The sequence below is a fragment of the Pararobbsia alpina genome (assembly GCF_965118125.1).
Taxonomy (GTDB): Bacteria; Pseudomonadota; Gammaproteobacteria; order Burkholderiales; family Burkholderiaceae; genus Pararobbsia; species Pararobbsia alpina_A.
On the sequence record NZ_OZ221288.1, the window covers coordinates 2,230,039 to 2,244,263 of the forward strand.

Here is a 14,225-nt window from a genome sequence, read left to right on the forward strand (position 1 = left end):
TGAACTATAGTGTCAAAGACCGGTTTGCTATGCTTGTTATAGGTCGGACCAATAGTTCAAACGAGGCGTCGCATGCTGCTCCGTCACATCCGCTACTTCCTTGCCGTCGCGGAACACCGTAATTTCACGCGTGCCGCCGAGGCGCTGCATGTGTCGCAGCCTACGTTGTCGCAACAGATCAGGCAGCTCGAGGACACTTTGGGTGTCCACCTATTGGACCGTTCCGGCCGCACCATTCATCTGACCGATGCCGGCGAGGCCTACGCACGCTATGCGAGCAAAGCGCTGAGGGATCTCGACGAAGGCCAGCGTGCAATTCACGATGTCCACGATCTGAGCCGCGGCACGCTGCGCTTTGCGATGACGCCGACGTTCACGGCCTATCTGATCGGGCCGTTGCTCGAGCACTACCACTCGCGCTACCCGAACATCGTCGTCGATATCGTCGAAATGCCGCAGGAGCGCATGGAAGTGTTGCTCGCAGAAGATGCGCTTGATCTCGGCATTGCGTTCGACGATGTGCGTTCGCCCGATATCGAAGTTCAGAAGCTCTTTGTCGAGTCATTGGGACTGGTTGTCGGCAAATCGCATCCGCGCGCTAAAAAAGCTGGCGCGCTGACCATTCGCGATCTCGAGAGCGAGACTCTGGTCCTGCTCAACGAGGAATTCGCCACGCGTCACTACGTCGACCGCTATTGCAGGCAGCACAACATCGCGCCGCGCATTGCCATGCAGGTCAATTCGATTAGCGCCGTCATCGAAATCGTTCGACGGAGCAAGCTTGCGACGTTGCTGCCCTCCGCCGTCACGCGTGAGCATCCCGACCTTCAGCTCATCGACATCCGACCGGCCCTGCCTTCGCGGACCGCGTCGCTGCTGCTTAGAAAAGGGGCTTACCGCAGCGCGGCTGCGAGCGCATTGATCGCACTCGCCCATGAGGAGAGCGCGAACCGGTATGCGCGGAAGCGCACGGAGTGATAAGGTTTGACACCCTATTCTCACGTCGATCACCGATACGGCCGTTCGGTTTTCCGACGGATCGGTTTCGAAGTTCGTTTGGCAAGACTCTGTCGCGTCAGGGGCGGCGCTTGATCGCCCGCAACCGCGTGTCGAGGTCGCATCAGTTCGCAACCGGTCGTAAGGGCGCGCACAGAAGCCCTGCATTGCACCTGGCGAAGTGATCGTGCGGTCCATTCCGGCGCGCTTTCAGGGTTGTCACCTATGCGTAGCGAAGCCTTCAGGACTGCGTTGTTCCGATCCGCATTGATGGTGGCGAGCGGCCTTCTCACGGCTGCCAGCGCAATCGCCTCCGACCATATCGGTGTCGTCAAGACGAGCAAGGGCGCGGTGCACATCGAACGAGCGGGACAGAATGTCGATGTGAACGTCGGCAGCGAGGTCTTCAGCAGCGATCGCGTCGTCACCGGACCTGAATCATCGGTTGGGATCACGCTACGTGACGATACGCTGCTCACCGAGGGTGCCAATTCCGTTCTCGAACTCAATCGTTTCGCGTTCAATACGACGACGTACGACGGCACGCTCGACGCAACCATCCGGCATGGATCGCTTGCGGTCGTCGACGGCAAGCTTGCCAAAGCCAATCCGGACTCGGTGCACTACAGCACGCCGACCACCACGCTGGGCGTGCGCGGAACCGAATTCATCATCGAGGTCGGTGGCGATGGGGAGGGGGCGCGTTGAGCTTCAATCCTCCGCCAAATGACGTTCTGAATCGCGCCGGCACCATCACGTTGGTTGTCGCGCTAACTATCTTCGCCGGATGTAAATCTGTCCCTGACAAAGTTACGCTGCTGCCGAACCCGGATGGCTCGGTCGGTAGCGTGGTCGTCAAGAGCGCCAACAAGACGCAAGTGCTCGACAAGGCGTACACGGTGGCAAGCGTCGACAAGGGCGGTGATATCGAAGCGACGGCCGGTACGCAGGCCGACGTACAGGCACACTATGCGCCGCTGCTTGCCGCACAACCGCCGCGCCCGACGACCTTTACGATCAACTTCGTGTTCGACTCGGCGACGGAGCTGGCGCCGGAGTCGGCTGCGACGGTGCGCCAGCTCAAGGAGGTGCTTGCGACGTGGCCGGCACCGCATTTGACGGTCGTTGGCCATACCGATCTTGCCGGCTCCAACGATTTCAATGACCAGCTTGCGCTGCGCCGCGCGAAGACAGTCGCCTCGTTCCTCGTCAAAGCGGGCATTCCCGCCCAGCAGATCGAGACCGCTGCGCGCGGCAAGCGTGAACCGGTCGTGCACACCGCTGACGGTGTGCCTAATCAGGCCAATCGCCGTGTCGTCATCACGATTCAATGAGCGGCGCGGATCGCTCCCGGGCGGGTGACTGGCCCTCGGTGGTCGTCGACAACATGAAACGCTACTGCGCATCGTGTCTCGCCATGCTCAAGTACATGCTTCGGGCGGGGCGCGGGCGTCCGGTTGCACTTGTCATTTTGTTCGGCTTGAGTCTTCTTAACGTATGCAGCGAGCTGCCGCGTGTGGACGTGTCGCGTAGCACGTCGCACCTGGCGTTTCTCGGCACGCTCGACAATCTGCTGATCGATTCCTTCGGTGCGCCTCGCCAGTTACTGTTCGACCACTATCAGCGACGCTTCCCGCGCATACCGGCTTCGCAGCCTGTCACGATCGTCGAGATCGATGACAGAACACTTGCCGAACTCGGGCAATGGCCGTGGCCACGCAATCGCCTCGCCACACTCATCGATGCGATCGCGGCAATGAAGCCGGTCGCGATCGGGCTCGACATTTATATGCCCGAGCCCGATCAGACATCGCCCGACAAGGTCGCCGACAATCTGCCCGCGTCGGCGTCTGACCTTGCCGATCGACTCCGCGCGTTGCCGAGTCACGAAGCCGTGCTCGCGCAGTCACTACGTGCGTCGCCCTCGATCCTCGGTGCGGCGGCGTTCGATCATGCAGCGTTCGGCACGAGCACCGATATGCGCAGCGCGCCGGTGCTCGTGCACGGGGTCGATCCGCTCGACAAGGTGCAGCGATTCAATTTCGTGATTGCGAGCCTGCCCGAGCTACAGGCCGCCGCGCATGGTCAGGCGATGCTCAACGTGGCACTCGAGCAGGGCACCGTGCGCAAGATCCCGCTGGTCATGGGCCTCGGCGACAAACTCGTGCCGAGCCTGCCGCTCGAGATGTTGCGCATCGCGACGGGATCACCTGCGCTCGATGTCTATGCGAACAAGTCGGGCGTCACGGCAGTCGGCGTGGCGGATGTGCGGGTTCCGACGCAGGCCAATGGCGATTACTGGCTGCACTTCGCGTCGATCGGACTGACCGCGAACCGTTATGTCTCGGCGCGCGATGTGTTACTGGGCAGAGTCGACGCGGATCGTCTTCACAACAAGCTCGTACTCGTTGGCCTCACAGGTTCCGGACTCACGGACATGCGTACGACGGTGCTCGGCGAACTGGTGCCCGGCATCGAGATCCAGGCGCAGGTGATCGAATCGATTTTCGAAGGCCGATATCTCAGGCGTCCGGCCTGGCTCAAATCGGCCGAGTGTGCATTCATCATGGCGTTCGGCTTGCTCATCATCTGGTATCTGCCGCGCACGGACTCGCGGCTTGCAAGGTTTGCGCGAGCGGTCCCGAAGGCCTCGGCGATCATGGGGATCTCGCTTAATCTTCTGACGCTCTATAGCTGCATCCTGCTGTTCAGGTACTTCGGCTTGCTGGTCGACGCGGCCTCGATTTTCATTATTCTTTCGGCCGTGATGGGTTGCTTCTTCTCGACGGCCTTGCTTGCCAACGATGCGCCCCCGATGGAAACCACAACAAAAGCCGGTCTGCAATCAGGGCCGGATGCAGGGCATGATGCTGCATATGCATCGGCCCATGAGGCGACGCACGACGCGGTATACGAAGCCGCAAACGGGGTGGACTACGACGTCGCACACGATGTCGTTCACATGGCCGACGCGCCTGACAAGAAGTCCGCATAACCCCCTCCCCCGTATCTGTCTGTGGGCAGTTTGAATCGATTTGTATCGATCGCGCCCGCGGATACATTGGGACACAAAGTCCGACACCCCTTGGGCTATAAATCGGCTGTCCCTTGCTTGTGCACCGATTCGCATGCTTTCGGATCGGATGGGCGAGCATTATTTCTAATTGCAGGCGTACCCGTTCAAGCGATGCGTCTGTGCGACAAACCTGGAGCGTTGATCATGTCGAGCCCCGTGAACACAAAACGTCGTCGCCTGCTGGGAGGCACGCTGGCCGGACTGAGTCTGGTGGACTTTGGATTGATCGGACTCGCGCATGCCGACACCGAGACCGATGCGCAGAAGTCGCAAGGCTCAAGTGCAACGGGCGCAGCAACATTTGAGTCGATCAAGCAGATCAACGCGGGCACCCTGAACGTCGGCTATGTCGACGCCGGCCCCAGGAACGGGCAGGCCATCTTTCTGCTGCACGGCTGGCCGTACGACATTTATGCGTTCTACGACGTCGTGCCGATGCTGACGGCTGCTGGCTATCGCGTGATCGTCCCGTATCTGCGCGGTTACGGTACGACGCGCATTCTGTCGGCCGATACGCCGCGCAATGGTCAGCAGTCGGTGGTGGCGTCGGACATCATTGCGTTGATGGATGCACTGAAGATCAAGCAGGCGATCTTTGGCGGCTTCGATTGGGGTGCACGTACGTGCTGCATTATCGCGGCGCTGTGGCCGGAACGCTGCAAGGCGCTCGTGTCGGTCAGCGGCTACCTGATCGGGAGCCAGGCAGCGGGCGCCAAGCCGTTGCCGCCGAAGGCTGAGCTCGCGTGGTGGTATCAGTTCTATTTCGCAACGGAGCGTGGCGCACAAGGCTATGCCGCGAACACCGATGCGTTCAACAAGCTGATCTGGCAACTGGCGTCGCCGAAATGGAACTTCGACGATGCGACGTTCGCTCGCACGGCCGCGTCGTTCCATAACCCCGACCATGTGGCGATCGTGATCGACAACTATCGCTGGCGGATGGGGCTGTCGCGCGGCGAGCCGCAATACGACAAGCTCGAAGCACAGCTTGCGACGTTCCCGTCGATCGAAGTGCCGACCATCACCATGGAAGGCGACTCCAATGGCGCGCCGCACCCGGATCCTTCGGCTTATGCGAAGAAATTCACGGGCAAATACGAACACCGGAACATCGGCGGCGGCATTGGTCACAACCTGCCGCAAGAGGCGCCCAAAGCCTTCGCGGATGCGGTGCTGCAAGTCGTCAAGCTTTGAGCATGGGCCGTCCGCCGGCGATCATTCGCAGGCGGACGGCTGTGTTGATGGCGGGTGCAGGCGTTGCGACATGACGCGCGTTGCATGACGCCTGTTGTAAGACACCTGATGCACGATGCCCGTTGCACGTCGCCTGCGCTCATACGCTTGCTTCTGGTGCTCGCGTTCTACATCGCCTGAACCTGAACCACCGCCTTGGGCGCGCCGTCGACGACGGGCGCAATCACGAGATAGCGGCGCGTGTCGGGCGCAGACGCCGTGGCATCACTCGCCGCGGGCGCGACGACCTGCCGGATCTGGCCGATGGTATCGACAATGGCGGAGCCGGCCGGATTGGTCATAAAGCGCGCAAGCGGCTCGATCGGACCGCTGCCATCAGGCTGGTTGCTCAGGCCCAGGATGTAGGGGTGCTTGGGCTCAAGGCCCGTCACAGCCGCTTGCAGCACCTGAACGACACCCTGATCGAACAGCACGACGCTGGTGGGCGTCGCGCCGTCTTTGGCGTCGCCGACCGGCTTGAGCTTCAGATGGGCGGCCTGACCCGAGAGTCCGAGCGGCTGAAGATTCTGCGTGCCATCGCCTTCGGGCACGGCATTGGGGACATAGGCGATCGCTTGCGGCGCCTGCCCGATCGGGACATTCGCGATGACCTTGTTCTTCGCTGTGTCGATGACGCTCATCGTATCCGAGTTCTCGAGACCGACATAAATGCGCGAGCCATCGCCCGAGGGCCATACACCATGCGGCATATCGCCGACCGGAACGGTGGCCACCTGCGTAAAGTTGTCGGTGCGGAAAACCTTGATCGCGTTTTCTCCGCCGACGGTCACGTATGCAAACGTGCCCTTACGTGTGACCGCGAAATTGACGTGGTTCGTGATCGGACCGGTATCGATCGTCTTGATCAGATTGAACGGCGGATGCGCGTCGAACACCTGGGTCTTGCCCGTGTCCTTGAGCGTGAACCACACTTGCTGTCCATCCGGTGTGGCCGCGAGATTCGGGCAGAACGGGCTGCCCTGTGTGACACGTCCGACAATCTGGTGATCTGCCACGGTGATCACGTCGAGCTCGGGATTGAACGACGAGCAGACGTACCCGTACTTGCCGTCGGGCGAGAAGATCGTCATGCCCGGACCCGGCGGCGTGACGATGCGTGTCTTTTCATCGTACGTTTTCGCATCGAGCACGGACACGTAGTTTTCGCCGCGCACCGTGACCCAGACTTCGCGCCCGTCAGGCGTGTAAAACGCCTCATGCGGAGAACGGCCGACGTAGGTCGTGTGCAGCACCGCGTTGGTGGTCGTGTCGATAAATGTCACCGAGTTTGAGCCGATCGCAACGATTGCGAGCGTCTTGTGATCGGGTGAAAAACCCATGCCGTGCACGAGCAATTGCCCCTTGTATAAAGGACTGAAGTTGCCCGGTGTCGGATCGCCGAGATGGATCTCTCCGAGTAGTGTGTTGTCGACGGGATCGATGACCGACACCGTGTTGGAGAATTGCTCGGACGCATAGACGCGATCGTGATGCGAAAGCGGAATATCCGCATCGGTGATTTTCCCAGGGGCTTGCCCGGCATGTGCGAATGACACGCTACTCGCGAGCGCTGCTGCAATACCGATGGAACGCCAATTTGAACGCAAGATGCCGTGCATACGAACTCTCCGATTGAGACACGCGGATGTCTATTGGCCGCTGTGCGGCGTTGTGGTTTGTGAGTCTGATGCCGAAGGCGTCGTCACGCCCGGCAGCGTCGGTGCCGGACCCGGCGAGGGCAATGGCAAATTGAGCGCGACACGCATGGCGGTGATTTCCTGCTGCTGATCGACGATGATCTCCTGCGCGATTCTGCGCAGCTGCTCGTTATGTCCGTACCGCAACTCGGCGATGGCCATGTCGATCGCGCCTTGATGGTGCGGTTGCATCATGGCCACGAAATCTTTGTCGATATCGCCGGTGGGTTTGGCCGCCATGCCGCTCATCATGGTGGCCATGGCGTGGTCGTTATCAGCGAGAAAGGCTTTTTCCTGTGGATCGGGCGCGGACGAATCGGCCCATGCCGGAGCGGCCATGGCGATCAACACGATGCCGGCGCACGTAAGGCGCATCGCAGGCATGCGTCGCGGTAACGGGTTCGAAATCACCTTCGGCTCCTGACGCGCTAACTTGGAATGAACGTTAAGAGATCTGGCGGCGACGCGTATCGCTGCGCGTCGGCACCGTGTTGGTCTCCGTGTATTGCGCAGCGAGTATGGGGGACGTTGGTGGGGCTTGCACACCGACCTCGCGCCTGGCGAGGCGGTGACCTTTCATGCGCGCGCTAGGTCAGCGACGCGGCCATCGTGCCCGAGAGCAGGAGGGCGATCTGCACGCCCGCGAACGTGATGATGACGACCGCGCCCGTGATCGAGAGCACCCGTTGCACGCGTTGCAGGGTGCGTCGACGCTGCGCTCTGGCGATCAGGCGGTTGGCACTGACGCCGAACAGCCCGACGAGCGTGACCGTAATCGCAACGCCGGCGGCCATCGCGAAGGTCGAGGCGATGCCGACCCAGGGCACATGCGCCGAGACAGATGCGACGAGAACAAAAATCGCACCGACACACGGCCGTACGCCGGCTGCGATGCCGGTGGCGAGAATCTGACCCAGCGTCGATGACCGGACCCGCGTCCACAGGTTGGATCCGGCGCGCTGCGAAATGCCCGTGGGCATGTCTCTCCACGTTCCTGCCGAGCTGCGCAGTGATGTACGCGGGCTCGTGTCGCGCCGCATAAAGGCGAGCTTGGCACCCAGGTAGGCGCTGCCTTCCTCGCCGATTGCGTCGGCGCCCGCATCGGCATTGTCTTCGTCGCGGCCGCGCTGCCGGGTCGTCGCGAAGCGCACAGCAGCGGGATCGAAGCAGCAGTCGGCATTCGTCACGGCACCCCAGAGTGCCCAGAGACCGGCGACGCACAACAGCGCGTAACTGATGATTTCAAGCGACTCGGCTTGCGACAAGACGTTCGACAGTCCCTCCGCGGACAGCCATGCCGCACCGATCACCAGCACGATAGCGCTCAGGGCTTGCACGCATGCGGTCCATCCGCTCAATAGCAAGGCTTGAGTGACGCGAGCGCGGCGGGACCCGAGCCATGTGCCGACGACGAACTTCCCGTGTCCGGGGCCGACTGCGTGCAGCACGCCGTATACGAATGACATCAACAGCAGCGTCAGCCAGATACGCGGTGACGAGGCGTGCTGGAGTTCACTCGCGGCATCTTCGATCTCCGCGTTCAGCTCGCCTTGCCAGATCAGGCCTGTGGCAAGCACGACGCGCACGGGTTCGGGCCAATGAAACGCATGCGGGGCGGCAGACGATGTGTCCGCCACACCGGCGGTCGGGTTCGTCGTCGCACCGGCGGTCGCTTTAGCGTTCGGCTGGGTCGTTGAGTCAGGCTGTGTCGTGGCGGCTGGTGTTGTTGTTGCCTCAGCCTGCGAGTCAGAAGACGCCGATGACGCCGATGAAGCCGATGAAGCCGCAACAACCGGACGGCCGAACACATCGATCGCCGGAGCGGCGAAGCTCGATGTCGCGGCGCTTGCCATCAGTACTCCGCTTACGAGCATGAGCAGGATCGTAAGGCTACGCATGACAGAGCGGGAACGAAGGCGACGAATCGCAGTGGCGGACATCGGTATGTTCAACATGTGATCCCGAACGCGAGCGGCACGACGATTCCATTGAAGATGGGATGCGCGTGGTCCATAAACGACTTGGCCGCGCATGTCGATGCCGCCTGGGGGCCGAGACTGACCGCGCCCTGCTTGTCGGGCGAATAGGCGACAAAAAAGGAGTCATCCCAGATGCCCAGCGCGACATCGTGCCCATCGACGTTGACAGGCGAGGCGAGTTTTAGCGTGAACGAATAAACAATGCGCCCATGGTCGATCGAGACGTGGAAATCGTCAGGATCGCTAAAGCGCTGAGTCTTGCCGTCGACAAACAGGTGATTGAAATAACTGACGGACGCGAGCGACGCAAAAGCCTGTTGCCGGAAGATGGCCGTCTGTTTGGCGTCGAGATCGCCGTTTTGAGGCAAGGCGTCGATACCCGTGAGTTGCGCGGGGAAGCCTTTGGTAAATCGCCACGTCTGCGAGACGGCGACGACCGCATGGCCGTCCATCTGTAATTGCGCCGAATACGCGATCCAGACATGGGGATGGGCATGGGCGCCGGAGCTTACGGCGGCGCCGACGGCGAGCATCGCGACAGCGGCAAGACGGCGAACAAGGCGACGAACAGCGCGGCGGGCCAGTCGCGGCAGGCTTCGGATCAGCATCGGCTCAAAAAGGTGACGAGCAAGGAAACGCCTGGCCGAACGCTGGCAACCGCAATGGCTTTGGGGCGAAACCGGCGCGCGGCGCGGTTCGGTACCCCATGCTCCACGTCGCTGGATTCACTTCGCTGCGAACAGGCGGCTCATTGTCGCATACGCGCCAGCGGCCCACGATGTCCGTAAGAAGTCACGTCATGGCCTAGCACAATCGTAGCCGCGACCATACTTTGGTTTGTGGCGCTGTGAGCGGCTTCGAAGCCATCAGCCATTTGAACCGGTCGGCGCCCGGGTGCGCCGAACCCCGCCCGTCAACGTTTCCGGCCGCGCGTCTTGATCCGCGGCCGACGATGCGTCGATCATTCGTTCGCTGAATATCGCGCCGCGACCGTTTTTCTCCCTCTGTCACCGCCATTTCCAGTGTCTATAGTGCATTGGCCACGTTGCTGTGGGCCGCCAGCGCCACTTGGCATCTGGCGAATCCTTCGATGACGAGAGTGCGACGATGAAGATCCTGATGGTGATGACGTCTCACGACCAGCTCGGTAATACAGGAAAGAAAACCGGCTTCTGGTTGGAAGAGTTTTGTGCTCCGTATTACACGTTCCTCGATGCGGGCGTGGATATCACGGTGGCTTCTCCTAAAGGGGGCCAACCCCCGCTTGATCCGAAAAGCGATACGCCGGAGGGGAAGACAGCGCTGACGGAGCGTTTCAAGGGCGACCCCGCGGCGCAGAAGGTTCTGGCGAACACCATCAAGCTCGCCAGCGTCAAATCGGGCGACTACGACGCGGTGTTCTATCCCGGCGGACACGGCCCGATGTGGGACCTCGCGGAAGATCCCGTTTCGATCGCGCTGATCGAAAGTTTCTATAACACGGGTAAGCCCGTGTCATTCGTCTGTCACGCACCCGGCGTGCTGCGCCACGTCAAGGTCAACGGTGAGCCGCTTGTCAAAGGAAAGCGCGTCTCGGGCTTTACGAATACCGAGGAAGAAGCGGTGCAGTTAACCCAGGTCGTGCCGTTTCTTGTCGAAGACGAGCTCAAGCGTCTGGGTGGCCGATTCGAAAAAGTCGACGACTGGCAGCCGTTTTCGATCATCGACGGGCGTCTGATCACTGGACAGAATCCCGCGTCGTCCCATGCCGTTGCCGTGGACTTGCTCAAGGTTCTGAAGGAACTGAAGGTGCCGGCCTGATTCACGTCTTCTCTTGACGGAGCATTGTATGAATAGTGGAACCCCGAAGCAGCTGATCCGGATCGAGCAACGTAACCCTGCCTACTGGCGCGTCATCTTTGACAACCCGCCCTTCAATATCTTCGGGCCGGAGTCGATGCCGCAGCTGAACCTGGTCGTCAATGCGCTCGAAACCGACTCGAAACTGAAGGTCGTCGTCTTCGAGAGCGCAGTGCCCGATTTCTTCCTGACGCACTACGACTTCGTTCCGCCGCTCGAAGCGACGACGAGCATGCCGCCGGGGCCGACGGGCATGCCTCCGCTACCCGACATGCTCGCGCGTATCGGGCGTGCGCCGGTCGTGTCGATCGCCATGATCCAGGGGCGCGCGACGGGAGTCGGCAGCGAGCTCGCGCTGGCAAGCGATATGCGGTTCGCAAGCCGCGAAAAGGCCTTGCTCTCGCAATGGGAGGTGGGGGCGGCGCTGGTCCCAGGCGGCGGCCCGATGTATCGCCTGTCACGCCTGATCGGTCGCGGGCGCGCGCTGGAAGTGCTCACGAGCGGAAACGACATCGGTGGCGAGCTTGCCGAGCGTTACGGCTACGTGAATCGCGCGTTCCCTGACGCCGAGCTGGATGCCTTCGTCGACACACTCGCGTTGAGAATCTCTACCTTCGACAAGGAGGCACTGGCGGCGATCAAGCATCAGGTCAATGCGGCGACACTGCCGCGCGATGCGGACGTCGCGCCGGAATGGGACGCCTTCATTGCTTCGGTCGGTCGGCCCCAGGCGCAGGAGAAGATCGCTCAGCTCATGCAAATGGGGCTGCAGAAGAACCACGATGTGGAAGCGCGGCTGGGTTACTACACGGGCACGCTGTCGCACTAACTCCGGTTCTGACTTTGCCCGTCACATTTCAGACGGAGCAACGGGTTTTTCGCGTGATTAAAGGGTCCCTTCGGCGTTAAGCCGGACGGACCCTTTATCGTCTGGCATGGTAGGCTTGATCCGCTTTTGAGGAGCGTCGTTTTAAGGCGCTTCAATTGATTTGGCATCCGAACGGGTGGGGCCCCGATGAGCACGGATGGTGACATCGGAACGTGATACCGCAGATCGCCTCTGAATCCTTCGCACAATGAGCTCGTGTCACGACGGTTCGAATCCCGATGACCTGCCGCCGGCGACGAACGAGCAGCTCGACTTGGCGACGGCGGCTCAGCTTTCGCACGCAATATTCAGCAGCGTCGATCTCGTCGAGCTGATTCGGACGGTGATCGTGCTGGCGCTCGAACACGCAGGCGCCCAACGGGGCGTGCTTGTTCTCGAACGTGCCAATGTGCTGCGCGTCGAGGCTGAGGCGATGACGACTCACAGTGGTGTCGAGGTCCGCTTGCCCGGCGAGCGTGCGGAAGACGCCGATCTGCCGGAATCCGTACTGCGGTATGTCGTGGGTTCGCGCGATATGTTGCTGCTTGTCGACGCGTCGGCGCAGCCAGCGTTCTCGCCGGATCCCTATGTGCGTCGCCATGGCTGCCGATCGATCCTGTGCCTGCCGCTCATCAGGGATGTGACGCTCATCGGGGTGCTGTACCTCGAAAACAATCTGACCTCCGGCGTATTCACGCCCTTCCGCGTTGCGTTACTCAGGCTACTTGCGTCACAGGCGGCGATGGCGCTCGAGATAGCGCGGCGATTCTCGGACCTGCGGCAGTCGGAATCGTTGCTCACCGATGCCCAGATATTGAGTCAGACGGGTAGCTTCGACTGGCACGTGATCAGCGGCGAGCTGTTCTGGTCGAACGAGAGCTTTCGAATTTATGGCTATGACGCAGGGTGCACGCCGACCATGGACCGGATGCTCGCGCGCGTTCACCCCGACGATGTCGTGTTCGTGCGACTCACGCTCGATCGCGCAACGCGAGACTGGCAAGCATTTGACATCGAACATCGGCTCCTGATGCCAGACGGATCGATACGGTTCTTGCAGGTGGTCGCCCGTGTCGTAGGCGAAGCGAAAAGCCCGTTGAGAGTCGTCGGGGCGGTCAAGGACATCACGGTGCGCAAGCAGTCGCACGCGCAACTCGAGCGAAGCGAGCATCGATACCGGAGCCTGTTTTTCGACATGCCGGTCGGTCTCTGGCAACTCGAGGCGCAGCCGCTGATCGTGCTGCTCACGCAATTGCGTGCGCAGGGTGTGCGAGATCTCTCGTCCTATATCGACGCGCATCCGGGGTGGCTCAATCGCGCGATGGATATGCTTGCGATCGAAGAGGTCAACCAGCATGCGGCGCACATGTTCGGTGCAAAAGATCGCGCGGCCCTGGTCGGACCCATGCAATGGGTCTGGCACGAAAGTCCGGGTACGTTTCGACGCGCGCTCGAAAGCCGTTACAGCGGTGAGGCGTTGTTTCAGGAGACGACACGCCTTCCGACGCTCGATGGGCGCGTCATTGATGTCCTGCTCACGGTGGCGCGGCCCGGCAGGGCTGAAGACCTCGGCATCGCGCTGATCAGCCTTGTCGACCTGACGGAGCGAATCCGCGCGCAGGATATGCTTCAGCGGCTGCAGGCGGATTTCGCCCATGCTGCACGGATTTCCATGCTGGGCGAGCTCAGCGCATCGATTGCACACGAGCTCAAGCAGCCGCTTGCCGCGATTGCAATGAATACGGCCGTGGGTAATCGTTGGCTCGATCGCCCGATTCCCGACATTGCGGAGGTGCGTCAGATCAATCAGCGAATTGCCGACGATGCCAGGCGGGCCGTCGGTATCGTCGAGCGTATCCGCGCCATGGCTGTGCGTCGGGTGCCCAAACGCTCGCCCACGCCATTCGACGCCTTGATCGACGAAGGCCTGACCTTTCTGCGACAGGAGATCCAGTCGCGTGGCGTGGTGATCGTGCGCCGGCGTTCGGCACTCGGGCACTGGGTGCTCGCCGATCGTGTCCAGCTCCAGCAAGTCGTTGTGAATCTTGTCGTCAATGCGATGCAGGCGATCGAGCACGCAAGAAGCCCCGATCGCAAGATCTCGATCCGTACCGATGCATCGAGTGTGGATACGGTGTTCTGTTCGATCGAGGACAGCGGGCCTGGTCTGGCGCCAGCAGATGCGCATCGGCTCTTTCAGAGCTTCTATACGACGAAGGAAGAGGGCATGGGAATGGGCCTGCCCATCTGCCGCTCCATCATTGATGCGCACGGAGGTCATATCGCGGGGGACAACGCGTCGGTGAACGGCGGCGCTCGGTTTTATTTCACGCTGCCGGTGGTGGTCCCCGAAGAGCCTGGTCCGGAAGTCCCGCCGTCGATGTAGCGCTGAGGCCGAACTTCAGACCTCGCTTTGCGCGTTTCCGTGATTCGTACAACAATGTCTGTCCGCATCAGACCACGCATAGGTCTGAGTATTCGCCGGCATGGATTCGAAGCAATAAATCGGCCCTGACACGCGTATCGCGACGTGTTCG

At 61.3% G+C, this 14,225-nt stretch carries 12 protein-coding genes; 8 read left to right on the forward strand and 4 right to left on the reverse strand.

What is annotated here, in order from left to right; all coding sequences use genetic code 11:
* The first annotated feature begins 72 nt into the window (after positions 1-72).
* The 5 genes from cynR to ACMFWR_RS28075 all read left to right on the forward strand — a co-directional run bounded on the left by cynR (position 73) and on the right by ACMFWR_RS28075 (position 5,266).
* Positions 73-978, forward strand: a complete 906-nt coding sequence (cynR, locus tag ACMFWR_RS28055) for a transcriptional regulator CynR (RefSeq protein WP_413195646.1) — start codon at positions 73-75, stop codon at positions 976-978.
* Between the two features lie 243 nt (positions 979-1,221).
* Positions 1,222-1,704, forward strand: a complete 483-nt coding sequence (locus tag ACMFWR_RS28060; protein WP_413195647.1) for a FecR domain-containing protein — start codon at positions 1,222-1,224, stop codon at positions 1,702-1,704.
* Positions 1,701-2,330, forward strand: coding sequence for an OmpA family protein (locus ACMFWR_RS28065; RefSeq protein WP_413195648.1), 630 nt, complete (start codon positions 1,701-1,703; stop codon positions 2,328-2,330). Before ACMFWR_RS28060 ends, ACMFWR_RS28065 begins: the two co-directional genes overlap by 4 nt.
* Positions 2,327-3,991 (forward strand): CHASE2 domain-containing protein, encoded by a 1,665-nt coding sequence (locus ACMFWR_RS28070; protein WP_413195649.1) that lies wholly within the window; start codon positions 2,327-2,329, stop codon positions 3,989-3,991. The genes ACMFWR_RS28065 and ACMFWR_RS28070 overlap by 4 nt, the downstream gene beginning before the upstream one ends.
* Before the next feature lie 225 nt (positions 3,992-4,216).
* On the forward strand, positions 4,217-5,266 hold the full coding sequence (locus ACMFWR_RS28075) for an alpha/beta fold hydrolase (protein ID WP_413195650.1): 1,050 nt from the start codon (positions 4,217-4,219) through the stop codon (positions 5,264-5,266).
* A 167-nt stretch (positions 5,267-5,433) separates the two neighbouring features.
* Here ACMFWR_RS28075 and ACMFWR_RS28080 read toward each other — a convergent pair whose 3' ends face one another.
* The 4 genes from ACMFWR_RS28080 to ACMFWR_RS28095 all read right to left on the reverse strand — a co-directional run bounded on the left by ACMFWR_RS28080 (position 5,434) and on the right by ACMFWR_RS28095 (position 9,589).
* On the reverse strand, positions 5,434-6,924 hold the full coding sequence (locus tag ACMFWR_RS28080; protein ID WP_413195651.1) for a YncE family protein: 1,491 nt from the start codon (positions 6,922-6,924) through the stop codon (positions 5,434-5,436).
* Between the two features lie 30 nt (positions 6,925-6,954).
* Complete coding sequence (locus tag ACMFWR_RS28085) at positions 6,955-7,341, reverse strand: DUF305 domain-containing protein (RefSeq protein WP_413197370.1); 387 nt, start codon at positions 7,339-7,341, stop codon at positions 6,955-6,957.
* Positions 7,342-7,589: 248 nt separating this feature from the next.
* A complete protein-coding gene (locus tag ACMFWR_RS28090; protein WP_413195652.1) occupies positions 7,590-8,900 on the reverse strand; it encodes a nickel/cobalt transporter in 1,311 nt (436 codons plus the stop codon).
* A gap of 50 nt (positions 8,901-8,950) precedes the next feature.
* Entirely contained in the window at positions 8,951-9,589 is a 639-nt protein-coding gene (locus ACMFWR_RS28095; protein WP_413195653.1) for a DUF1007 family protein, read from the reverse strand.
* Between the two features lie 499 nt (positions 9,590-10,088).
* Here ACMFWR_RS28095 and ACMFWR_RS28100 point away from each other — a divergent pair, with 499 nt between their 5' ends.
* The 3 genes from ACMFWR_RS28100 (at position 10,089) to ACMFWR_RS28110 (ending at position 14,074) form a co-directional block, all read left to right on the forward strand.
* Positions 10,089-10,781, forward strand: a complete 693-nt coding sequence (locus tag ACMFWR_RS28100) for a type 1 glutamine amidotransferase domain-containing protein (protein ID WP_413195654.1) — start codon at positions 10,089-10,091, stop codon at positions 10,779-10,781.
* A 28-nt stretch (positions 10,782-10,809) separates the two neighbouring features.
* Positions 10,810-11,649, forward strand: a complete 840-nt coding sequence (locus ACMFWR_RS28105; RefSeq protein ID WP_413195655.1) for an enoyl-CoA hydratase/isomerase family protein — start codon at positions 10,810-10,812, stop codon at positions 11,647-11,649.
* A 247-nt stretch (positions 11,650-11,896) separates the two neighbouring features.
* Entirely contained in the window at positions 11,897-14,074 is a 2,178-nt protein-coding gene (locus tag ACMFWR_RS28110; RefSeq protein ID WP_413195656.1) for an ATP-binding protein, read from the forward strand.
* The last annotated feature ends 151 nt before the right edge of the window (positions 14,075-14,225 follow it).

Coding starts and splice junctions, on each gene's coding strand:
- cynR (WP_413195646.1), top strand. CDS start 73: ATGCTGCTCCGTCACATCCGCTACTTCCTTGCCGTCGCGGAACACCGT.
- ACMFWR_RS28060 (WP_413195647.1), top strand. CDS start 1,222: ATGCGTAGCGAAGCCTTCAGGACTGCGTTGTTCCGATCCGCATTGATG.
- ACMFWR_RS28070 (WP_413195649.1), top strand. CDS start 2,327: ATGAGCGGCGCGGATCGCTCCCGGGCGGGTGACTGGCCCTCGGTGGTC.
- ACMFWR_RS28075 (WP_413195650.1), top strand. CDS start 4,217: ATGTCGAGCCCCGTGAACACAAAACGTCGTCGCCTGCTGGGAGGCACG.
- ACMFWR_RS28080 (WP_413195651.1), bottom strand. CDS start 6,924: ATGCACGGCATCTTGCGTTCAAATTGGCGTTCCATCGGTATTGCAGCA.
- ACMFWR_RS28085 (WP_413197370.1), bottom strand. CDS start 7,341: ATGGCCGCTCCGGCATGGGCCGATTCGTCCGCGCCCGATCCACAGGAA.
- ACMFWR_RS28090 (WP_413195652.1), bottom strand. CDS start 8,900: ATGCGTAGCCTTACGATCCTGCTCATGCTCGTAAGCGGAGTACTGATG.
- ACMFWR_RS28095 (WP_413195653.1), bottom strand. CDS start 9,589: ATGCTGATCCGAAGCCTGCCGCGACTGGCCCGCCGCGCTGTTCGTCGC.
- ACMFWR_RS28100 (WP_413195654.1), top strand. CDS start 10,089: ATGAAGATCCTGATGGTGATGACGTCTCACGACCAGCTCGGTAATACA.
- ACMFWR_RS28105 (WP_413195655.1), top strand. CDS start 10,810: ATGAATAGTGGAACCCCGAAGCAGCTGATCCGGATCGAGCAACGTAAC.
- ACMFWR_RS28110 (WP_413195656.1), top strand. CDS start 11,897: ATGAGCTCGTGTCACGACGGTTCGAATCCCGATGACCTGCCGCCGGCG.